Below are 21,567 nucleotides of genomic sequence, written 5' to 3' on the forward strand. Positions count from 1 at the left end.
AGCTCTTAATCAGGATAAAAATGATGCCGACACATACCCGTATTCGCATGTTTAACACCAAAGAGACCTATCCCAATCAGACCCTGGACAACGATTTGTGCCAGGCCGTACGCGCCGGTAACACCGTCTACGTCCGCGGCCAGGTGGGCACGGATTTTGAAGGCAATCTGGTGGGGCTGGGCGATCCGCAGGCTCAGGCCGAGCAGGCGATGAAAAACGTCAAGCAGCTGCTGGAAGAGGCCGGAAGCGACCTTTCGCATATTGTGAAAACCACCACCTATATTATCGACCCGCGCTATCGCGAGCCGGTCTATCAGGAAGTCGGCAAGTGGCTGAAGGGCGTGTTTCCCATCTCTACCGGGCTGGTTATCTCAGGCCTGGCGCAGCCGCAGTGGCTGATGGAAATTGACGTGATCGCCGTAATCCCCGATGGCTATGTGAAATAAGGAGCCACCATGACGTTTTCTATCGCGGCATTCTGCCCGGAAACCGGGCAGTTTGGCATCGCCATAAGCTCCTCCAGTATTGCCGTCGGCGCCCGCTGCCCGTGGCTGCTGGCGGGAGTCGGCGCGGTATCCAGCCAGAACATTACCCTGCCTGCCCTCGGTCAGCTAACGCTCTCCCAGCTGGAGCAGGGGCTGGCGCCGGAAAAGGCGTTGCGTAAGGCGCTGGCGGAGGATGATTTCAGCCGCTATCGGCAGATTATCGCCATCAACGCCAGCGGGGAAACGGCCTCGTTTAGCGGCGATAAAACTCTCGGCATCTATCACGTTGCCGAAGGGGTAAACTGCATCGCCGGCGGCAATATGCTCGCCAGCAGCGCGGTGGTTGAGGCGATGGCTGCCGAATTCCAGCAGGCCGAAGGGGAGATGGCGACGCGCCTGCTGGCCGCTCTCCAGGCGGGGCTGGCCCTCGGCGGCGAGGCCGGACCGGTGCACTCTGCGGCGGTAAAAGTCGTGGATGATTACTCCTGGCCGCTGGTTGACCTGCGGGTTGACTGGCACGAACAGGATCCGATTGGCGAGCTTACCGCGCTGTGGCTGGCGTATGAGCCGCAGATGCAGGCCTATATTACGCGCGCGCTCGACCCGCGGGAGGCCCCCAGTTACGGAGTACCGGGTGATGAATAGCGACCTGAAAAGGATCCTCGCGACGCTGCTGGCATTCGACACCACCAGCCGCGAATCGAATCTGCAGCTGATTAACTATATCGATGAGTATCTCCGCGGCTATGGCATTGCCACGCGGATTTTCTTTGATGAGGGAGGCAAAAAAGCCAACCTCTACGCCCGCTTTGGCCCCGAGGGGCCGGGAGGCGTGATGCTCTCGGGCCACACCGACGTGGTCCCGGTTGACGGGCTGCGCTGGACGGTGCCTCCGTTTGAACTCACCCTGCGCGACGACCTCTGCTACGGCCGCGGCAGCACCGATATGAAAGGCTTTATCGCCTGCGTGCTGGCCGCCGTTCCCGACTTCCTCTCCCAACCTTTACGCATGCCGCTGCATCTGGCCTTTTCCTACGATGAGGAGGTCGGCTGCCTTGGCGTACGCAGCCTGGTGGACCATCTTAAAGCCTCAAAGGACAAGCCGGCGCTGTGCATTATCGGCGAGCCCACCGAGATGCGTCCGGTCTACGGCCATAAGGGCAAGCTGGCTATGCGCTGTACGGTGCAGGGCAAGGCCTGCCATTCGGCCTACGCGCCCCGCGGCGTCAACGCCATCGAGTATGCGGCAAAGCTGATTAGCCGTTTAGGAACGCTCGGCGAAACGCTGGCGCAAACCCGGGATAGCCGCTTTGACCCGCCTTACAGCACGCTGCAGGTTGGGGTGATTCACGGCGGGGCGGCGCTCAATATCGTGCCGGAAAGCTGCCAGTTTGATTTTGAAATTCGCCATCTGCCGGACGTCTCGCTCGAGCCGACCCTCGCCGAGCTGCACGGCTACGCCGCAGGCGAGCTGCTGACGTCGATGCGGGCGGTGGCGCCGCAGGCGGATATTACCTTTAGCCCGCTCAGCCGCTATCCGGGGTTGCTCAGCGACCCGCAGTCGGAGTTTGCCGGCTGGCTGGCGCAGTGGGCGCAAAGCGAGGCGTTTTCCACCGTGGCCTTCGGTACCGAGGGCGGCCTGTTCGATGAAGCGGGCGTAGCCACGCTGATCTGCGGGCCCGGAAGTATGGATCAAGGGCATAAGGCGGATGAGTTTATTGCCCTCGCTCAGCTGGAGAAGTGCCTGACGATGCTGGGTAATCTGCGCCGCTGGATGGCGCAGGCTTAACGTTTACGCGCCGGTATTAAGGCGCGTTTTTTTGTCTCTCCCCCGACCTGCTCCTTTCCCACCTTCCTCCTGTTCCTGCTCTGCCCCGTGCCCTGCTTCGTCGCCGTCCAGAGATAAAAAAACTCCGGATGGTTAATCCGGAGTCAGCAATGCGTACTGATATTCCCGTCATCCCTCAAGCCGCATGGCCGGAGCCTTCGCCTGCCGCCTGCCTGAAGATCGACTTATTTAGGGGAAATAAAGCGAAGCGCTAAACTTTCTCTTTCACCAGGGCGATACTCTTCACCGCCTTGGCTTTAGAGAGGGAGTAATAGACCGGTGAGACCACCAGCAGACCAATAATCCATGATAAATCAGCCCCGCCAAATGCGGTTGCAATCGGGCCGGTATAAATCGCCGTCGACATAAACGGCACCTCAACTAATATCCCCAATAAATAGCAGAAGATGGCGGTAGCATTAAAGTAGCCATATATTCCACCGTCGCGCTTAAAGAAGGATTCGACATCGTATTCGCCGTGCGCAACCAGGTAATAATCCACCAGGTTAATTGCCGTCCACGGCACCAGGACATACAGCAGGACGGTAATAAAGTTGGTATAGATTAACAGGAAGTTTTCCTGGCCGTAGATCGCCAGCGCTATTTCGAGGAGCATGGTGAGGATAGCGGTAATTATCCTTGCGCGGGCCATCGGCGACCAGCCGTCAATAAAGGTCTGGCCCAGGGTCAGCGTACAGAGCACCCCGCAGTACAGCATCATCGAGTTTGTGGCGGCAATCCCCAGCGCCAGCACCACGATAACCACCGCGCCGAAGCCGCCGGTGAGGTCAATAATGCCTTGAATAATATCATCATTGCCAATACTGGTTGCCACCAGCACGCCGAGAACCATCGGCAGATAAGAGCCTAAGATGCAGCCAAAGTAGCTGGCGTAAAAGACGCTTTTGTCGTTGGTGCTGTAAGGCATATAGCGCGAGTAGTCAGAGACATAGGGCGCGTAGGCCAGCTGCCACAGCGCGGCAATCGAGACCGCGCCGAGGAACCCAACCTTGTTGAAACCGCCGCGATCGAGAAAATCGACCGGCAGCCCGTGGACAAAGACGATCCACAGAAAGGTTGCGGCCAGCACAATCCCGGATATCCACGACATAATTCTGGCGTAGGAGTGGATGATCTTATAGCCAAAAATAGTGGCAAACAGACTCAGGGCGCCGACGATAATAATCCCCACGTCGGAGTTCATCGGCTTATAGATGGCGTGCATGGACTGCCCGCCTAATACCAGGCTGGAGGCGGTAAAGCCGATATACATTAATACGACAATGGACACCACCAGCACCGAACCATAGGAGCCAAACTGGCCCTTGGTTTGCACCATCTGCGGTACGCCGAGCTTTGGACCCTGTGCGGAATGCAGGGCCATAAACAGGCCGCCGACCAGACTACCGATAAACAGCGCAATGACAGACCAGAAAAAAGAGAGATGGAAAATAGTGACCGACATCGCTCCGGTGATAACGGTTAATAGCATGATGTTAGAGCCAAACCAGATGGTAAACAGATCGCCCGGTTTGCCGTGTCGCATATTAAGAGGGATAGGTCTGATGGTATTGCTTTCGAGATTTTCAACGTTGACAGGTTGATGTTTAGTCATGGTGCTCTCTCATCACTGTGGGTCTATACCGTGAATGATTCGGGCAACAGCAGGCCGCTAGCTGAGCGAACGCAGCCAACAACGAAGTCGCCTGAAGCATCATGGGTATAAATCAGCGTTAGATTGATATTCCAATGAGGAGTACAGCTAATCTACTCATCATAACATTTCGTTTACTATTCTCACAATCTCGTATCATTTTTGAAATTATTAAAAATGTCGAACGTCGATATAAAAAAAGTGCTTTACCCGGGACCCGGGGCCTGATTGTGGTTAACGGTCGGCCATCTCCCGCTTATTTTTAGACGTTTATGCTGCTCCCCAGCTTGTTTTATATTTAACAATCTGGGCGGCTAATTTAAGTCAGATAATTCTGCGAGCCGGCGGATGCGGCGTGGAATGATTGAGGGTCGGCAATAAAAGCAAAGGCATATTTATTGTAGGGAATATGGCAGCCGCTTTAATTCGCCAGATAATGACGATAATTCCGAAAGATATTTAATATAATCTGAGACAAATCATAGGATTGCCTGTTACTGCCGGCAGCGGTTGCCTGCGGCGCGGAAATTAAATATGCGAAGTTGTTCACATTAAAATTCATTTATTCATAGTGTGCGATGGATCAATATTTAAAACACGCGGCGCCGGCGCTGAGCGGATTAACGGCGAAGAAATAGCCTCTGCAGAGATAAATAATAACCCGCCAGCGTGGCGGGTTATTAGCGACGGCGAATTATCAGTAGCCGACGGTGTATATCCGACCGCTCTGGACTCCCTCCACGCTGCGGCGGTACGCCTGGGCCACCGTCGCGGCCGGGACGCTGATAAAGCCCGGGAAGAACCCGTCATAGGCGGCGGCTGATTCGGTCAGCACCGTGGGGCTGATCAGGTTGATACGGATCCCGCGCGGCAGCTCGCAGGCCGCGGCGCGGACGAAGCCCTCCAGACCGGCGTTAACCGTCGTGGCATTAACGCCCTGGGCGATCGGCTCATGCGCCACGATGCCGCTGATAAGGGTGATGGAACCGCCGTCGTTCAAATAGTGCTGGCCGGTGAGCGCCAGGCGGATTTGCCCCAGCAGCTTGTCCTGAAGGCCCTGGTTGAAATTGTCGTCGGTCATGGTGGCCAGCGGGCCAAAGAACAGGCTTCCGCTCGCCGAGACAATCGCATCAACCCGGCCAATTTTCTCAAACAGCGCCTGGACGCTTTGCTGAGAGGTGATATCAACCTGATGGTCGCCCTGAGACCGACCGACGCGAATGACTTCATGCTGACGACTGAGCTCTGCGGTGACCGCGCGGCCTACGGTACCGCTGGCACCTATAACGACGATTTTCATGGCTGACTCCTGATAAGTTGTGAGCCTCTATTCTTTAATGAAATGGATATCGGATAAACTGGCAAAAAGTTAGATGATTACTAACCTGAGGTTCGCAATATGGATAAGCTGCGCGGAATGGAAACGTTTATCGCCGTGGTGGAGTACGGCAGTTTTACCGAGGCGGCATCGCACCTGGAGATGTCGGCGGTGATGGTGGGCAAATATATTGCCCTCATCGAACGCCGGCTGGCGACGCGCCTGCTTGAGCGCAACACCCGCCGCCAGAGCCTCACCGACGCCGGGCGGGTCTACTATGAAGAGGCGAAACGCGTTCTGGAGCAGGTCTCAATTGCCGAAAGCTCGGTGGAGCGACTGCGGCTGGCGCCCGCAGGGACGCTGCGCATCAGCGCGCCGACCTCATTTGGCGCCTGCGTCATGGCGCCGCTGACGGCCACCTTCTTACAGCAGTGGCCGGACGTGCGCGTGGAGCTCGATCTGACCAACCGGCTGGTCGATCTGGTGGATGAAGGGTTCGATCTGGCTGTCCGCATTGGCGACATTCACCAAACCGACCTGGTGGCGAAATATCTCTGCGCCTACCGGATGGTGATTTGCGCCGCCCCTGCCTATCTCAGCCGCCACGGCACGCCGCTCACGCCGGCCGACCTTGCTGGCCATCTCTGCCTCTCCCATACGGTGTGGACCGCGCGCAACGAGTGGAAGCTACCGGGCGTCACGCAAGAGGTGCGCTGGCGGCGCGATGCGATCCTCCGCTGCAACGACGGCTACGGCCTGCGGATGGCGGCCATCGCCGGAGCCGGCCTGCTGCTGCAGCCGGAAGTGCTGCTGGGGGAGGATCTTGCCAGCGGAAAACTGGTCCGCGTGCTTGAGACCTATACCCCCGAACCGCGCCCGGTGCATCTGCTCTGGCGTCAGGATCTTCGTCCGTTGCCGAAGCTGACCCGGTTTGTCGAGCACGCGCTGACCGAGGTCGGGCGCCATTTATGAACTATTATTATCTGGTCTGGTCTGATGAACGTTCTTCATAGATCACTTCTGCTAAAAGGAGATTGGTATGAGTTTATTGAGTTTTGTGAAAGAAGCGGGCGAGAAAATCTGGGATGCCGTTTCGGGCGGGGACAAAGAGAGCCAGGCCGATAAGCTGAAAAAGCATATCGATGGGCTTAATCTCCCCGGCGCGGATAAGGTCAGCATCACCGTGGCCGAAGACGGCACCGCGACGGTCACCGGCGACGTCGGATCGCAGGAAGATAAAGAGAAAATTATGGTGGCGGTGGGTAACGTCACCGGCATTGCCCAGGTCAGCGACAACGTGAGCGTCACGCAGAGCGGCGCCGAGAGCCGCTACTACACCGTGAAATCCGGCGACACGCTGAGCGCTATTTCTAAAACCGTGTACGGATCGGCGAATGACTATCAGCGGATCTTTGAAGCCAACAAGCCGATGTTAAAGCATCCCGACAAGATCTATCCGGGACAGGTGCTGATTATCCCGAATAAGTAAGGCGGGAAAATCGGCGTTATGCACGCTCTATTGTTACGGAGTCGGTAATGGGACTACTTGATCAAATTGGCGGTATGCTCGGCGGCCAGGCCGGTAAAGCGGAGCAGCTGCAGGCAATCATGGCCTGGATCCAGCAGCAGGGGGGCGTTCAGGGGATCCTCGAAAAATTCCGCAGCGGCGGCCTGGGTGAGATCGTTGAATCCTGGATCGGCCAGCAGGGCAATATTCCGGTTTCCAGTGACCAGGTCACCTCGGTGTTCGGATCGTCCGCGCTGCAGGAACTCGGGGCGAGGCTCGGGATCGACCCGCAGACCGCCTCGTCGCTTATCTCCGAGTATCTGCCGAAAATTGTCGATGGCTTATCTCCGCAGGGCGAAGCGCCTGCGCAGCAGGATCTGCTGTCTGAAGGCATGAACCTGCTTAAAGGCAAGCTGTTTAGCTAAGCGCGATGGCGCGCGGCCGGAATGCCAAAAGTCAAACCCGCCGACAGGCGGGTTTTTTGTTTATGCCCGCAGCGCCTGCTGCCAGTCGGCAATCAGATCCTGCGCGTCCTCAATGCCAACGGAGAGGCGAATGAGCTGGGGCGTAATGCCGTTTGCCAGCCGCTGCTCCAGAGGAATGGAAGCATGGGTCATGCTAAACGGCTGGCTGACCAGGCTCTCCACGCCGCCGAGGCTCTCCGCCAGCGTAAACAGGCGCAGCCTGCCGATAACCTGCTCGGCATAGCGATCGTCGCCTTTCACCACCAGCGAAATCATCCCGCCGGGCAGCGCCATCTGCTTACGCGCCAGCTGATGATGCGGGTGCGACGCCAGCCACGGGAACCACACCTTTTCCACCTGCGGCTGCTGCTCCAGCCATTCGGCGAGCGCCAGCGCGTTGCTGCTGTGGCGCTCCATACGCAGCGCGAGGGTGCGGATGCCGCGCAGCGTCAAAAAGCTGCTGAAGGGGTCGAGCACGCCGCCCACCGCGTTTTGCAGATACCCGAGCCGGTCCGCCAGCTCGGGGTTGTCGCCGACCACCGCGAGGCCAGCTACCACGTCGGAATGGCCGTTGAGATATTTTGTCGCCGAGTGCACGACGATATCAAACCCCAGTTCGAGAGGACGATGAATGGCCGGCGAGGCGAAGGTGTTATCGGTGACGCTGATCAGATTGTGCCGCCGGGCGATCGCCGCGATGGCGCCGAGGTCCGCCAGCTTGAGCAGCGGGTTGGTCGGCGTTTCAACCCAAATCATTCGCGTATCCGGCCGGATGGCCGCCTCAATCGCCGCCAGGTCGTCGGGTTTGACCCAGCTGACCCGCAGGCCGGCGCTGCGGCGGCGGACGTTTTCGATCAGCCGCCAGGTGCCGCCGTACACGTCGTCGACGGCCACCAGGTGGCTGTCTTTATCCAGCAGCTCAAGCACCGTGGAAATCGCCGCCAGCCCGGAAGCAAAGGCGTAGCCGCGGGAGCCGCTCTCCAGTTCGGCAATGGCCGTTTCCAGCGCGTGGCGGGTAGGGTTGCCGCTGCGCGAGTACTCATAGCCCGTATGCTGCCCGGGGGCCGGCTGTGCGAAGGTGGAGGTGGCATAAATGGGCGGCATCACGGCGCCGTGCGCATCGTTAAAGGTGCCGCCGTGTACGCTTAATGTATTTAAATTTTTCATGGACGATCCTTAGTGTTCAAGTCGGTTACGCCAGGTGGTCAGCACATCGCTGCGGGTGATCAGGCCGAGAAAACGATCGTTATCGGCGATGACGGCTACCAGGCCGCGATCGAAAATGGCTTTTAGCGCGCTTTCCGGCGCGCGTTTATCGAGGGTTTCGACGTTGCGGGTCATGGCCTCTCTGACCGGCAGCGCAAAGCGCTGGCTGTTGCCCTCGACGTGGCTAATCAAATCCCACTCATCGACGATGCCAACGACGCGGCCGTTTTCCAGCACCGGCAGCTGGGAGATGTCGTACAGGCGCATGCGCGCCAGGATGGCGGCCAGCGTGTCGTCCGGCGCGGCGGTGACGGTGGCGTCTTCGTCATGGCGCAGGGCGATAAAATCGGTTAAATCGCCGCGCGAGGGGCGGGTCAGCAGCCCCTGCTGGTGCATCCAGTCATCGTTGAACATTTTCGACAGGTACTTGTTGCCGCTGTCGCAGGCGAAGGTCACCACGCGTTTGGCGGTGGTCTGCGCCTGACAGTAGCGCAGGGCGGCGTGCAGCAGCGTGCCCGTTGAAGAGCCGGCAAGAATGCCCTCGGTCTGCAGCAGCGCCCGCGCCGTCGCAAACGCCTCCCGGTCGGTGACGCGATAGGCGGTATGCACGCCGTCGAGATGGGCCAGCGGCGGAACAAAGTCTTCGCCAATCCCTTCAACCAGCCACGATCCCGCCTCGCCGGAGCGGCCGGTTTCTACCCGATCGGCGAGGATCGATCCCGCCGGATCGGCAAGAATAAATTCCGTTTTCGGCGAGTGTTTGGCAAACCACGCCTGCAGCCCGCCGAGGGTTCCGCCGGAGCCGACGCCAACGACAATGGCGTCGATATCGCCGTCCAGCTGGGCGAAGATTTCTGGCGCGGTGGTGCTGATATGCGCCAGCGGATTGGCCTCGTTATTAAACTGATCGATATAGAACGCCCCCGGCGTCTCCTCCGCCAGGCGACGGGCGTAATCCTGATAGTAGGCCGGATGGCCTTTATTCACGTCGGAGCGGGTGAGCAGCACCGTTGCCCCCAGCGCCCGCAGATGGAATATCTTCTCGCGGCTCATTTTGTCGGGGACGACGAGGATCAGGCGGTAGTTCTTTTGCGCCGCAATGAGCGCCAGGCCGAGCCCGGTATTGCCGGCGGTGGCTTCAATAATCGTACCGCCGGGCTGCAGCTTACCGAGACGCTCGGCCTCGTTAATCATCGACAGCGCGACGCGATCCTTAATAGAACCGCCGGGGTTTTGGTTTTCCAGCTTGAGGAACAGGCTACAAGGGCCGGTTTCGAGCTTGTGCAGCTGGAGCAGGGGCGTGTGGCCGATAAGATCGCTAACAGAATGAAAGAGTGACATGACTATTTACCCATTCGTATCAAGATGACGAATGGTAGGTCTGTGAATTTGGCAAATTAAAGAATATTTAACCGTCCATAAGAGCAAAATGGAATATAAGATGCTGTTTGGCCATCCGGAGGGAAAGGTTGTTAGCCGCCTGGGTGTATTGATATCTGAAAAATAGCGTTTTTGGCGTAATTTCCAGCAATTAATGCCTTTTGGCGCCGACGCAAATGCATTTTTCAGCAAAGGATGGTTAAAAAAAACATAGCCGAAAATATCAGGATGGCGTGCGTGATTTACTTTGCCGATGCATAGCTGTTGGCTGAAAACAAATAACAAAGCCGGCTATTCAATACCGTTTTTGATAGATACGTCAGGGCCCAGGCGCATGATAACCTTTTATTCAACTAGAGCGATTTTCGATTACGTCCGGGCTTATTAATGAGGCGTCGGAAGAAAAGGTGAGATGTGCCTGAGTTTATATCACTAGCGATAAGTTCATTCTGGCCGATGCTGTATGCCGGGCTGGTTTTTACTATCCCCATTACGTTAATTTCGTTTGCCCTCGGCCTCGGGCTGGGGTTTACCGTGGCGCTTATCAGGCTGTACGGGCCGCGACCGCTGCGGCTGCTGGTGCGTTTCTACGTCTGGGTTATCCGCGGCACGCCGCTGTTGGTGCAGCTGTTTCTGATTTTTTACGCGCTGCCGGGTATCGGGATCACCCTCGACGCTTTTCCCGCCGCGGTGATCGGCTTTACGCTGAACGTCGGGGCCTTCACTTCCGAGGTTATCCGGGCGACGCTGCTTTCCGTGGCTAAGGGGCAGTGGGAGGCCGCGCACTCGATCGGCATGAACTGGTGGCAGTCGCTACGCCATATTATTTTGCCGCAGGCCGCGCGGGTGGCCGTGCCGCCGTTATCGAATACTTTTATTTCGCTGGTGAAAGATACCTCGCTGGCGTCGGTTATTACCGTACCGGAGCTATTTTTAGCGGCCCAGAGAATTGCCGCCGTGACCTATCAACCGTTAATTCTGTATACCGAAGCCGCCCTTATCTATTTATTAATCAGCTCGGTACTGTCGTATCTGCAATCGAGGCTCGAGGCCCGGTTAGAAAAAAACATCTCGGGCAAGGAGCATAATAATGATAACCCTGTCCGGGCTTGAGAAAAGTTTTGCCGGGCAAAAGGTCCTGCAGGATATTTCGTTAAATATTACCGAAGGGAGCGTTACCGCGCTTATTGGGCCATCGGGAAGCGGCAAAAGCACGCTATTACGCTGCATTAACCTGCTCGAGCTGCCGCAGGCCGGGAAATTAACTATTGGCCAGGAGAATATTACGTTCTCCGCCGATGCGGCGCCGAAGAGAAAGGATATCCGCCGTATATGCCAGCAAACCGGGATGGTTTTCCAGAGTTTTCAGCTGTTCCCTCATTTGACGGTACTTGAAAACATTATGACGGGGCTGATTGTGGTGCAGAAATGGCCCGTCGAACGGGCGAGGGCCCGCGCCGAGGCGCTGCTGGCGAAGGTGGGGCTGCTGCATAAGCGTCATGCCTGGCCGGCGATGCTGTCCGGCGGCCAGCAGCAGCGGGTGGCGATTGCCCGGGCGCTGGCGCCTTCACCCAAGGTTCTGCTCTGCGATGAGCCAACTTCAGCGCTGGATCCCGAGCTTTCGCTGGAGGTGATTGCGGTTTTGCGTCAGCTGGCACAGGAGGGGACCACCATGCTGATGGCGACGCACGATCTGCGCCTGGCCGCCAGTATCGCCAGCCAGGTGGTGTTTCTTGAGTCCGGGCAGATCGTTGAGAGCGGCAGCTCGCGGGATATTTTTACCCGCGCGAAGAAAACCCGGACCCAGCTTTTTATTTCCACATTAACCGAAACGTTTCCCGATTCCTGGGAAATTTAAAACAACAACACGGCATAGCAGATTAAGGAGTTAATGATGAAAGTACTGATGACGGCACTACTGGCTACCGCTATTCAGCTGGGCGTGGCGCATGCGGCGGTGGCGCAGGACGACCTCGCAAAGATTAAAACGGCCGGCGTGTTTAAGGTCGGCACCGAAGGGACCTTCCCCCCGTTTACCTACCACAATACCGCGGGGAAGCTGGTGGGTTTTGACGTTGATATCGCGCGTGAAATTGCCAAACGGATTGGCGTAAAGGCCGAGTTCGTTGAAGGTAAGTGGGATGGCCTGGTGGCCGGCCTGGACGCTAAGCGCTACGACGCGGTGATAAACCAGGTATCCATTACGCCCGAGAGAGAGGCGAAGTATGACTTCTCCGATCCCTACATTTCCCCGAAGGCCGTGCTGATCGTCAATGAGAAAAACGCCGATATTCATACCTTTGCCGATTTAAAAGGCAAGAAATCGGCGCATACTCTGACCAGTAACTACGCGCAGATTGCCCGAGAAAATGGCGCGGAGGTGGTGGGCACCGACGGCTTTGACCAGTCCATTGCGCTGGTGTCGCAGGGACGGGCGGATGCGACCATCAACAGCAACCTCTCATTCCTCGATTTCAAAAAGCATAAGCCCGACGCCCCGGTAAAAATTGTGGCCGAACGGGCCGATACCGAGCAGGAAGCGGTATTAATCCGTAAGGGGAATCCGGATCTGCGTCAGGCTATCAATACGGCGCTGGCGGGTATTAAATCCGACGGCACCTGGCAGCGGATCTCCAACGAGTATTTCGCCGCCGACGTGTCGAAATAAGAGGGCGCGGCGGCGTTACTGATAGGAAAAGGTAATGCTCGCGAGGGCGTTGGCGCTGCCCGGCACCAGCTCACCGGTGCGGACGTACTGCGCCTGGAACGGCAGCGACAGGATTTGGCTCGCCGTGGTGGTCTGGATAAAGAACTGGTTTGCGGTGCCCGCTGCGGAGCTGTCCGGCCCCATCATCAGCGGGCCGCTGCCGTTATAAAAGAACTGTACGCCGATGCCGGAGGCGGTGGAGTCGTTGGTCAGGGTTACCACGGAGGAGTCGTTGGTTGGCGTGGTCTGATCCGTCATTACCGCATACAGCGCTACCTGCTCGTCGCAGGTCAGGCTGACGCTAAACGAGCCCGACGGGGAGGTGCTGCCGACGCTGGGCAGCGTACGCATATCCGGCGCGCCGAGATCGATACTGGCGCTTTTGGTGCTCACCGTACAGCCGCTGGCCGTCACCGTTACGGTCGTCGGGTTGATGATCACCTGCGCCGTTTTGACCTCGTTATTATAGGCCGTCAGGATCGCGGCGCTGATGGCAGGGAGCTGGTACACGCCCGACTTCAGCGCGGTGTTGGTTTTAACGTACGTCAATTTTGCCGACCAGCCTAAATCAAAAGCCAGGCCGTTGGTGCCATCGGCGGGATAGCTTTGGGTCACGCCGGTTTGCAGCGGCACGTAGGTTGTGCCGCTAAAATCCTTCAGGCCGAGGATGTAGCCGATGCCGGGGATGCCGGTTTCAAAAACGCTATAGATTACGCCATCAACGTTGACGGATACTCCTGCCGACACGGCGCTGCTGCCGGGTTCGAGGGTCCCTTTGGTGCAGACGAACAGGTATCCACACCAGAACACCTGCTGCACGCTGGCCGTGGCGCTCCACGCTGAGCCGATAATATTTCCCGGCATAACGGAGTCCGCGGGGCCGGTGTAGGTCATCGACTGGGGCGAGAGCGTAATGTCGGATACCCAGTTGAGGGCCAAAACCTTCGCGCTGACGCACAGCCAGCAGGCAAGAAGTAAGAAACGCATTATTGATACTCCGTAGTCCAGGTGGCGATGGCGGAAACGTCTCCGGCGCTGACGGCGGCGCCGTTGGCCGCCAGCCGGGCATAAAATGTCATCTGCACGCGTTCATCTCCCGAGGTGCCGTAGGCCGTCGTTTGGGCCTCCAGCGGAATCAGCTCCCCGTCTTTATCGAGGATTTGCACCGCCACGCCGCTCGCTCCGCCGTCGTCCGTCTTAATCAGCTGCGGGTTGCGTTCATCCGGCGTGCCGCTAAAGCGGATTTTCACTCCGACAAAGGTCGGGCCGCACTCTTCCAGCGTTAGGGTGAAGGCCCGTTTGATATTGCTGACCGCCCCCGGCGCGCGAAACTGCTTTATGCCGATGGCGCCCAGCGGGACGGTTTGTTCTACTGAATCGGCGGAAACCACGCAGGTATTGCCGATCAGGTTTCCGGTAACGGAGACCAGCACGTCATAGCCGAGAGCCGGGGTGACGAGGGCCATAAGCAGGGCGATGCCTGATAGGCGGGCGGCTACTGACATCGTGCCTCCTGTGAATAAAGGCCCGTGCGGGCACTGTAATCCTGCGGGTTCAGGCGATATTTAACGACGCACCTTTTGTCGCTGCCCTGTCCCCAGACGGCGCTGAGCGTGCCTTCCGCCGGCAGGCCGGCGAGATAAAGGCTGCCACCGTCCCCCACGATGCCGCTGGCCTGCTCATCGGCGAGCGTGACGACGGTGCCAAACGGCAGCATCTCGTTGCGGTAGCCGATGGTGAACAGGGCCTTCGCGCCGCGGCGGGTGACGATGGTTGCGCGCACCAGCGCGCCATCGGTCGGCGTTTTGCTGACGATAGCGTTCTCCAGCTCAACGTCGTTTCCGGCGGTAGTGACGTCCAGCGCGACCTGGTTGACGCGATATGGCGTGGCGTAAGGAATGACGGCATAGCCGCGGCTATCGGTTTTGATGCCTTTGTGATTAAGCACCGCCACGCTACCGGCCCCCGGCGCCTTGACCAGGATGTTGGTATTCCCCAGCGGCTGGCTGAGGGTCAGGCCATCTTCATGCAGCACCGCGCCGCCGCTCATGCCGTAGCTGAGGTTACGGGAGTCGCTGGAGTAGCTGTAGCCGAGGCTGTAATCGCCCCGCTGGCCCTCATACTGCAGTGCGGCATCGCCGCCGTACCGCTGCTGCGCGCCGTAGCGCTGATTGACGTTATAGAACAGGCTCTCCTGTCCGGGGACGTAGCCGCTGACGCCCGCGCTACCGGTGGCCCCCGTTGAGTCCGCGCGGGTGGTGGTAAAACGCGCCCTGGTCGCCTGCTGCGGGTTGCCGAACGGCACGGATAGCGACATCGCCACGATGTTATCTTTATGGCTATCGTACAGGCTGGTGCTGCGCTGAACGCTCACGCCGACGGAGACGTTGCGAACCATCGCGTTCCACGCAAACTGGATGCTTTGCGTTCTGTTGGCGGTGCGCCAGTAGGTTTGCCGATCCCACGACAGCGAAAGCGAGCCAAAACTGCCCATTGGCTGCGACAGCAGCAGCTGATTTTTGGCCTTGCGCGACATATGCAGGTTATACAGGTTTTCATAGCTGGTGGTGACGGCGCCGTCTGCCCCGGTGACCTGCTTTGCCGTGCCGCCCGTCATTCCCTTGTAGGCGGTATCGCTGAGGGTATAGAACCCCTGCGTCGAGTAGCGCAGGGAGTAGAAGTTAAAGCGCGTGCCGATATCGTTCAGCAGCTTGCTGTAGCGCAGGCGCACGGAGTCCCCGGCGTAGGGTCGATCGTCGGCCAGCACGCTGCGCGCGTGGGTCACATCGACGGAATACGCGCCAAAGCGCCCGAGATTTTGTCCAATGCCCAGCGCGAGCCCGCTGTAGCGCTCTGCAAGCTGGGCGCCGCCGTAAAAGGTGAGGCCGTACTCCCAGCCGAAAAACAGCTCTCCCTGGGCAAACGTCGGGGTGTTCTGGCTGCCGACGGCGCGAAGCTTCCCGGCGCCGAGGGCGTATTTTATCTGCCCGCTGCGCACCAGGTTCGGCACGCTGGCAAACGGCACGGTATATTGCGTTTTGCTGCCGTCGCTCTCCTCAATCGTCACCTGCAAATCGCCGCCGGAGGAGGTGGGGTAGAGGTCTTTCAGCATGAACTCCCCGGCGGGGACGCTGGTTTGATAAATGGTGTTGCCGTTCTGCTGGACGGTAACGGTCGCGCTGCTGCGGGCGATGCCGCGAACCTCCGGCGCATAGCCGTTCAGGCTGGCAGGCAGCATATTATCATCGGTTTTCAGCGCGAGGCCGCGCAGGCCAACGGGGTCAAAAACCTGAGCGGAGGTGTAGGTTTCCCCTGCGTACGCCTGCGCTCCCAGGGCGGGGATATCCCGCTGCAGCCAGGTCTGGACGTGGCTAAGCGTATTCGCATCTTTGGTCCAGGTCGTGTAATCACGCAGCCGCCAGGCGCCCAGGTTTACGCCGCTGTTCAGGCTAACGAATAGCTGCCGGGCGCGGGTACGCCGATCGCCCCGGTACTCATTGTTGGCGCCGTTAACGACATAGTTCAGCCACGCGGCAGGGATCCCGGCCTCCCAGCTCTCAGGGCTGACGTAGCCACGCGGTAGATTCCGCATATAGCTCTGCGGCAGGCTGAGATTGAGCGTCAGCGTCTTCTGGTCGAAGTCAAAGCTGGCGCCGGGGAACGCGTGATGCAAAAAATAGCATTGCCGGGTCAGCGGCAGCAGCTCTTCCGCGGCCAGGCGGCTATCAATGCCCAGGGCGGCAATTTGCTGCGGCGTGACGCAGGGCTGGGCGTCCTCCTGGGCCGCATTTTTATCAACGCTGAATTTGACGTTTCCGGTGAAGGCGTAATTTTTATTGATATAAACGTTAATGTTGTATTCGCCCGGCGGTAAGGCGCTCCCGGCATTGACCCATGAGAGGTCGGCAATATTTCCACTTTCGCCGTTGAGGAACGCAGAGTTAAATTGCAAATCGTTCTCTGCGGCAGAGACATACCGAACGGCATGGCAGATCATCAGGGCACAGACGATTTTTGCTTTCACGCGATCGCACCTTTCTTATTTTATTTCCGGTTCAACGACAGGCTGACGGCAGGGGTCCATGCGCCGTAATCATTGATGGTCTGATAGCTAAAAGTACCTGCCTGACTGAACGATCCGCCCAGGGTGACGCTTGCTTTTGGCGGGACCATCGTCGGCTGCACCGGCTTGCCATCGACTTTTAGATTGACGGTGGTGAGGTAATAGGGCGTTGGGTTATTGAGCGTAATTTTGCCCGCACGGTAGTCGGCGGTTATTTTTTCCCAGCCCTCGCTGGCGCCGCTTTGCAGCCCCTCCGGACGGTAAAAAACTTTAATGCGGTTGGCCGAGGCAAACTGCAGTGAATTGCTGGCGGCGCTTTTGGACTGCTGCGGAATGGCTTTGACCGTAATCCAGTACAGCGTTTCCCGGTCCTGCGGCAGGGATTTACCGCTAAACATTATTTTCACTACGCTTTCGGTGGCCGGTTTTAAAACATACAGCGGCGGCGTAATGACGAAATCGTTGGAGCGCCGATTGTTCTCATCCTCGACCCATGACTGAATGAGGAATGAGGCGTCGGGATGCGTATTTCTGACCTGCAGCATCGACTGGTTGGTGCTGCCGAGGTAGACCATTCGCGTTGCGCCCAGCCCCACGCCGCCGGCGCAGGCTACGGATGACCACAGCGAGCCGAGCAGAAAAATCCATGTAAATGAGCGCATAGCGTCTCTCTCCTGAAGGTTGAGCCTGGCCCGGCAGCGCGGCCGGGCCAGAGGATTACGAATAGGTGACGGTGTAGGTGGCGACAGCGCTGGCATCGCCAGCCGTGGCGTTGCCCTGCGGGGAGTAGTATTTGGCGCTGAAGTTCAGGGTGTTCGAGCCGCTGCGCAGCTCGACGGGCGCGGCGGACTCGCCCAGCCTCACGACGTTGCCCTGTTCGTCATACAGGCGAATGGCGACGTTTTGCGCCGAAGCGCTGCTGCCGTTTGAGCCGACGGCCAGGCCATCGGCATCGGTGCTATCCGGGGTGCCGGTGAAGGTGACGGCAACCGTAGTCGCCGGGATCGGGTCTTCCTCGGTGCCGGCGGAGGTATCGGCGATTTCGCAATCTTCAAGGGTGATGGTGAAGGCTTTTGCCGTGTTGGCTTCACTGCCCGCCGCGGCCAGCGTGGCGGTACGAACTTCACCCAGGTCGACGTCAATATTGGCGCTGTTGGCGCTGATGGCGCAGGCCGAGGTCACGACGCTACCGCTGAAGTTTACGGTGCCGCCGCTGGCGGTGGCGGCCAGAGAGGAGCCCGCAGGCAGCAGCGCCGCAATGCCTAGCGCCAGCAGAGTTTTGTTATTTAAGTAAGCTTTCATTTTTCTGATTCCATAGTTTTATTATGACGAGATTGACCCTGAAGGCAGCAGCTCTAGCTGGTTAAAAACACCAGTAAATCTGTTTTATTCCTGAGTCCGAGTTTTCTTATTGCTGAGCTTTTTAACGCGCTGACGCGGCGGTATGAAAGCTTCTCTATTTCTGCGATATAACGTATATCCAGTCCATTTCTCAGTTTCTTCAATACCCTCCATTCCCCTGGTGTTAGCGAAAGTGCCATTGATTTCTTTTTGGGCTGAGCGTGGTTTTCCGCTATTTTTAATAAACAGGTTCGCCAGCGATAAAGTGGATCCTGTAGCGAAATATAGGCATCAATATCGCCGTGGACCCACAGTGATGAATTCACCGCTGCGGAATACATGTATATAAGCACCCGCGGATAGCTGGCTTTAATCGTTTTTATATACGCCAGGCAATCCATTCCGGTATGGTGTTTCTCTATCCCGGAGATAAAAATAACGTCAATTTGGGTCATTGCTAAAAGATCGTCAAGGTGCTGGTAATCATTTATCGATGTTGTTATTTGAATGTCAGCATACATTCCTTGCAATAAGGCGGTGATGCCACCGCGTGCGAAGCGATCTCCGCCGATTAACGCAACATTTAAATGCTGCTGTAGTTCAAGCTTATTCGCCATGTTATTCCCTCGATTTATAATAGTAAGGAGGTCAGCCTGTGTGCGTTTGACAGGTATCAACCTGTATTCCTGTATTTTCGAAGCAATTAAGCCTTTCACTTTGTAGAACTACTATACCTCGGGAGATGAGAAGGTAATCTCAATTAATCTTAAGTTATATTAATTGCAGAGCGCGCAGCCGTCCGGTGAGGGCGTTCGCCAATCGATATTGGCTTAACTGCGGACGAACTGTCCTCAATTCCCGGAGGCGGACGGTTTTTTTGTACTGCTTATTATTGCTTTTCCTCAATGCATCAGGCGCGCGTTGAGCCATGTGATGCCTTCTTCTTTTCTTTTCACATCAGCCTGTTGTTGGCGTTTTTTCTACTCCAGGTAAGGCGCCGTAGCGAACGGGCAGGGCGTGAGGAGAGGCCTGCGGGCAGGCATTTGTTCGCAGGTTGAGTGAAGATCAGAAGGACTTAGAGCCTATCCCATTAGGGCTATTTTACTTGCCATTTTGAACCTGGGCAGTGCTCGAAATCCTCACGTACTACGTGTACGCTCCGGTTTCTCCGCGCTGTCCGTGTTCAAACTGGCTTCGCCAATTATGCCTGGTGGGATAGGCTCTTAAGAAAAGATAAGATAAGGACGTTCGCACCCGTCGGGCGGCGGCTGAGAAAAGGATGAATAGCGGGGTTAGCGTTTATTGTACTTCAGTTAACCTGCAGAGCAATGACAGGAAAATAAGATATTTCGCCAGCGGTTGTGATATACAGCACCAAATTTATCGGCCATATTACCCCCTCAGAAAGGAGATGGATCCCTCTCTTCTCATCCATATGGTGATAAGACCCGGGCACTTCCGACATGCTTTCACCGGAGATTTTTCGCCGATTGTATGCACAAGCATTATATTATCAATGAAATGGTTGAGTTTCATCCCGTGGACGGCACGCTGCGCGATCTCAGCAATCCGGATCGCGTGGTGGTACTCAATTCACCGGCGGGGCGCTGCTTATTATTATTAATAGAGCGGGCCGGCACTATTGTGACTCAGCAGGAGTGCATGGATATCGTCTGGCAAAGGCGAGGGATGCTGGTTTCGCCTAATACCTATTATCAGAATATTTCGGTTCTACGCAAAGGGTTGAAAAAAATAGGATTCCAGAACGATCCGATCGTTACAATTCCACGTATTGGATTAACGCTGGCCAGCGAAACGACGATAACGATTAAAGAGGTTCCGCGGCCAGCGTCAGAGGAACATGAATATGAATATGAAACTGCGCGTGCGGATGAAGCGAGCGTTTCGCTGGCTGAACCTACAGCGCAGCCTACAATAGCGGTTTATTCACCGCGGCGTATGCGCTGGTGGGCGAAAGCATTATTGGTGGTTTTATTATTCAGCGGTGCAGGCGTGATTAATCACAGCTTTTCCCGGAGCAATTTTTTTATCGATGATTATTACTTTTTGAGCACGGTGGGAGCGTGCCGGGTTTATTTGGCAAATAGCATCCAGGCGCAGGATGAACGGGCGATGGCGCTGGCCTACGTTGGGCAATTTAAAGATGGCTGCGTCAACTATCCGTGGGTGTATATCGGCAGATACGCCCGGCTGCCTCGCGCCTCCGTCATTCGGTGCGATCGGTCGATGAAGGATCCAAACCGCTGCATTTCTGACTATTTTATTGAGGATCGCTAGCATGGCCCATCATCGTCAGGTGCTTTACCTGTCCTGCTTTTGCCTGCTGCTCGGCAGCGTGCTGGCGGGGTATTTTTTGTGGCGCCGCTATTATGTTGCGCCGTTTTCCTGTCGGGTGAGCTTTGTCCAGCATCATCAGGATACGACCCTCGTTCTGTGGATGAATTACATCGTGGACGGGAAGAGCGGTACGCTCAGCATCAACGGCCACGTGCAGGGGGAGCCGGGCAGAATCATTAACCGTAAAATATCGTTTTTGGTGACGCGCAGGGGCAGCGCCTACTACCTGATATCAGAGCACAATATTAAATTTCCGGACGATAGCGTGCCGGATAGCTGGCTGGAAAAATATGAGCCCCTGTTTTTCGTCTATCCGGCAAAAAACATCTATATGCGCATTCATGAACTGCAGAACGGTAGCTATCTCTTTATTTTGGGCTCGCTGCCGACCTATGTGTGCAGTAGCGCCGTGAGCCCGGCCGCGGAGCGGTAAGCAGCCAGCCGCGGGCCGGGCCTGAGCTTACCCCGCCAGCGCGTCCGTTCACGAACTCATCGTGGGACACGCGCTGTTATCCAAATTGCCGCATTATCGCCGGTCCGATACCGGCGCCGTTTGGAATTAATGTCTGAAAAAGAGATGCTTAATAGGGGGCGAACTGCCGGCAAGGCGAAATAATCCGTCCTCGGCGGCCGTTGAAAATAAAAGATGAGCTATATTGTTGGCACGCTCTTTACGCTACCGGTACTCGCTCCCCTTATATTGGAGATATCCGTATGAAATTATTACCCCTTATCGCCCTGGCTCCCCTGTTACTGCTTCCGGCAGGCGCATTTGCCTCCTCAGAGGCGGCGTGGAAAGAATTTGATAGGGCCATCCAGCGCGCCTGCCTGGCGCAGAGCGACCTGCCGCATAAGAAGGTCGTCGGGCCGCGCATCGATTTTAGTGATGACGTCGGCTACTCGGCGCTTATTATTTCCGGTAAAAGAGTCGATAAAGGCAAGGTGCAAACGGTGAAATCTCTCTGTCTGTATAACCGGCAAAAACAAACGGCCGCTCTTGCTGATATGCCATGAGTTGACGCTCCCCTGAAGGGCCGCCTCTCCTGCGGCGTTTGGGTCGACGCTCTGCCGGCTTCGGCCTGCGAGCGCCAGCCAAATTTAGGCGCAAATATAATTTTTTAATATTCTCTCATCGTATGTTTTTCAAGAAATACAAACAGTAGCGCTCCCGCCTCTCCCTGCCCGGCGAAAGTTATCACAAATTTGTGAACGTTTCGGGAGGATTTGATAAGAACTCCCCCTGTAAGTTGGCATCA

The 21,567-nt window shown here is 57.0% G+C and carries 22 protein-coding genes; 12 read left to right on the forward strand and 10 right to left on the reverse strand.

Annotated features, from left to right (window positions below; all coding sequences use genetic code 11):
- The first annotated feature begins 23 nt into the window (after window positions 1–23).
- From MMW58_RS03500 to argE, 3 genes are read left to right on the forward strand one after another with little or no spacing between them, the layout of a single operon-like run.
- Entirely contained in the window at window positions 24–446 is a 423-nt protein-coding gene (locus tag MMW58_RS03500) for a RidA family protein (protein WP_041147244.1), read from the forward strand.
- A gap of 9 nt (window positions 447–455) precedes the next feature.
- On the forward strand, window positions 456–1,130 hold the full coding sequence (locus tag MMW58_RS03505) for a DUF1028 domain-containing protein (RefSeq protein ID WP_241722753.1): 675 nt from the start codon (window positions 456–458) through the stop codon (window positions 1,128–1,130).
- Window positions 1,123–2,274 carry an acetylornithine deacetylase gene (argE, locus tag MMW58_RS03510; RefSeq protein WP_241723683.1) on the forward strand — a complete coding sequence of 384 codons (1,152 nt, stop codon included), beginning with the start codon at window positions 1,123–1,125 and terminating at the stop codon, window positions 2,272–2,274. The genes MMW58_RS03505 and argE overlap by 8 nt, the downstream gene beginning before the upstream one ends.
- 250 nt (window positions 2,275–2,524) lie before the next feature.
- On the opposite strand, the gene MMW58_RS03515 is transcribed toward argE, so the two are convergent.
- Both MMW58_RS03515 and MMW58_RS03520 read right to left on the reverse strand, forming a co-directional pair.
- Complete coding sequence (locus MMW58_RS03515) at window positions 2,525–3,928, reverse strand: purine-cytosine permease family protein (RefSeq protein WP_241722754.1); 1,404 nt, start codon at window positions 3,926–3,928, stop codon at window positions 2,525–2,527.
- Between the two features lie 736 nt (window positions 3,929–4,664).
- Window positions 4,665–5,267 carry a short chain dehydrogenase gene (locus tag MMW58_RS03520; protein WP_041147240.1) on the reverse strand — a complete coding sequence of 201 codons (603 nt, stop codon included), beginning with the start codon at window positions 5,265–5,267 and terminating at the stop codon, window positions 4,665–4,667.
- 99 nt (window positions 5,268–5,366) lie between these two features.
- On the opposite strand from MMW58_RS03520, the gene MMW58_RS03525 reads away from it, so the two are divergent.
- The 3 genes from MMW58_RS03525 (at window position 5,367) to MMW58_RS03535 (ending at window position 7,217) form a co-directional block, all read left to right on the forward strand.
- The gene (locus MMW58_RS03525; RefSeq protein ID WP_159237105.1) at window positions 5,367–6,257 is read left to right on the forward strand and encodes a LysR family transcriptional regulator; all 891 of its coding nucleotides are present in this window, start codon (window positions 5,367–5,369) and stop codon (window positions 6,255–6,257) included.
- Between the two features lie 67 nt (window positions 6,258–6,324).
- A complete protein-coding gene (lysM, locus tag MMW58_RS03530) occupies window positions 6,325–6,774 on the forward strand; it encodes a peptidoglycan-binding protein LysM (RefSeq protein ID WP_041147238.1) in 450 nt (149 codons plus the stop codon).
- Window positions 6,775–6,821: 47 nt separating this feature from the next.
- Complete coding sequence (locus MMW58_RS03535; protein ID WP_133600933.1) at window positions 6,822–7,217, forward strand: YidB family protein; 396 nt, start codon at window positions 6,822–6,824, stop codon at window positions 7,215–7,217.
- A gap of 60 nt (window positions 7,218–7,277) precedes the next feature.
- Here MMW58_RS03535 and MMW58_RS03540 read toward each other — a convergent pair whose 3' ends face one another.
- Window positions 7,278–8,423 (reverse strand): trans-sulfuration enzyme family protein, encoded by a 1,146-nt coding sequence (locus MMW58_RS03540; protein WP_241722755.1) that lies wholly within the window; start codon window positions 8,421–8,423, stop codon window positions 7,278–7,280.
- Between the two features lie 9 nt (window positions 8,424–8,432).
- Window positions 8,433–9,809 (reverse strand): pyridoxal-phosphate dependent enzyme, encoded by a 1,377-nt coding sequence (locus MMW58_RS03545; RefSeq protein WP_241723684.1) that lies wholly within the window; start codon window positions 9,807–9,809, stop codon window positions 8,433–8,435.
- Window positions 9,810–10,298: 489 nt separating this feature from the next.
- On the opposite strand from MMW58_RS03545, the gene MMW58_RS03550 reads away from it, so the two are divergent.
- From MMW58_RS03550 to MMW58_RS03560, 3 genes are read left to right on the forward strand one after another with little or no spacing between them, the layout of a single operon-like run.
- On the forward strand, window positions 10,299–10,955 hold the full coding sequence (locus MMW58_RS03550; RefSeq protein ID WP_371823006.1) for an amino acid ABC transporter permease: 657 nt from the start codon (window positions 10,299–10,301) through the stop codon (window positions 10,953–10,955).
- Window positions 10,933–11,700, forward strand: coding sequence for an amino acid ABC transporter ATP-binding protein (locus MMW58_RS03555; RefSeq protein WP_133600937.1), 768 nt, complete (start codon window positions 10,933–10,935; stop codon window positions 11,698–11,700). The genes MMW58_RS03550 and MMW58_RS03555 overlap by 23 nt, the downstream gene beginning before the upstream one ends.
- A 36-nt stretch (window positions 11,701–11,736) precedes the next feature.
- Window positions 11,737–12,510, forward strand: coding sequence for an amino acid ABC transporter substrate-binding protein (locus MMW58_RS03560; RefSeq protein WP_133600984.1), 774 nt, complete (start codon window positions 11,737–11,739; stop codon window positions 12,508–12,510).
- 15 nt (window positions 12,511–12,525) lie between these two features.
- On the opposite strand, the gene MMW58_RS03565 is transcribed toward MMW58_RS03560, so the two are convergent.
- From MMW58_RS03565 to MMW58_RS03590, 6 genes are read right to left on the reverse strand one after another with little or no spacing between them, the layout of a single operon-like run.
- Window positions 12,526–13,536, reverse strand: a complete 1,011-nt coding sequence (locus MMW58_RS03565) for a fimbrial protein (protein WP_241722757.1) — start codon at window positions 13,534–13,536, stop codon at window positions 12,526–12,528.
- Window positions 13,536–14,054: a fimbrial protein gene (locus MMW58_RS03570; RefSeq protein WP_159237111.1), complete on the reverse strand. Its 519-nt coding sequence runs from the start codon at window positions 14,052–14,054 to the stop codon at window positions 13,536–13,538. The genes MMW58_RS03565 and MMW58_RS03570 overlap by 1 nt, the downstream gene beginning before the upstream one ends.
- A complete protein-coding gene (locus MMW58_RS03575; protein ID WP_241722758.1) occupies window positions 14,045–16,573 on the reverse strand; it encodes a fimbria/pilus outer membrane usher protein in 2,529 nt (842 codons plus the stop codon). Before MMW58_RS03575 ends, MMW58_RS03570 begins: the two co-directional genes overlap by 10 nt.
- A 20-nt stretch (window positions 16,574–16,593) precedes the next feature.
- The gene (locus MMW58_RS03580; RefSeq protein ID WP_241722759.1) at window positions 16,594–17,274 is read right to left on the reverse strand and encodes a fimbrial biogenesis chaperone; all 681 of its coding nucleotides are present in this window, start codon (window positions 17,272–17,274) and stop codon (window positions 16,594–16,596) included.
- 55 nt (window positions 17,275–17,329) lie between these two features.
- A complete protein-coding gene (locus MMW58_RS03585) occupies window positions 17,330–17,914 on the reverse strand; it encodes a fimbrial protein (RefSeq protein WP_133600942.1) in 585 nt (194 codons plus the stop codon).
- 53 nt (window positions 17,915–17,967) lie between these two features.
- A complete protein-coding gene (locus tag MMW58_RS03590; protein ID WP_159237114.1) occupies window positions 17,968–18,570 on the reverse strand; it encodes a helix-turn-helix transcriptional regulator in 603 nt (200 codons plus the stop codon).
- Window positions 18,571–19,447: 877 nt separating this feature from the next.
- Here MMW58_RS03590 and MMW58_RS03595 point away from each other — a divergent pair.
- From MMW58_RS03595 to MMW58_RS03605, 3 genes are all read left to right on the forward strand, one after another.
- Window positions 19,448–20,251 (forward strand): winged helix-turn-helix domain-containing protein, encoded by an 804-nt coding sequence (locus MMW58_RS03595; protein WP_241722760.1) that lies wholly within the window; start codon window positions 19,448–19,450, stop codon window positions 20,249–20,251.
- 1 nt (window position 20,252) lies between these two features.
- Complete coding sequence (locus MMW58_RS03600) at window positions 20,253–20,744, forward strand: hypothetical protein (RefSeq protein WP_133600945.1); 492 nt, start codon at window positions 20,253–20,255, stop codon at window positions 20,742–20,744.
- Between the two features lie 281 nt (window positions 20,745–21,025).
- Window positions 21,026–21,325 carry a hypothetical protein gene (locus MMW58_RS03605; protein ID WP_241722761.1) on the forward strand — a complete coding sequence of 100 codons (300 nt, stop codon included), beginning with the start codon at window positions 21,026–21,028 and terminating at the stop codon, window positions 21,323–21,325.
- Window positions 21,326–21,567 lie beyond the last annotated feature (242 nt).

The sequence above is a fragment of the Klebsiella sp. HC6 genome (genome assembly GCF_022605325.1).
Lineage (GTDB): Bacteria > Pseudomonadota > Gammaproteobacteria > Enterobacterales > Enterobacteriaceae > Klebsiella > Klebsiella terrigena.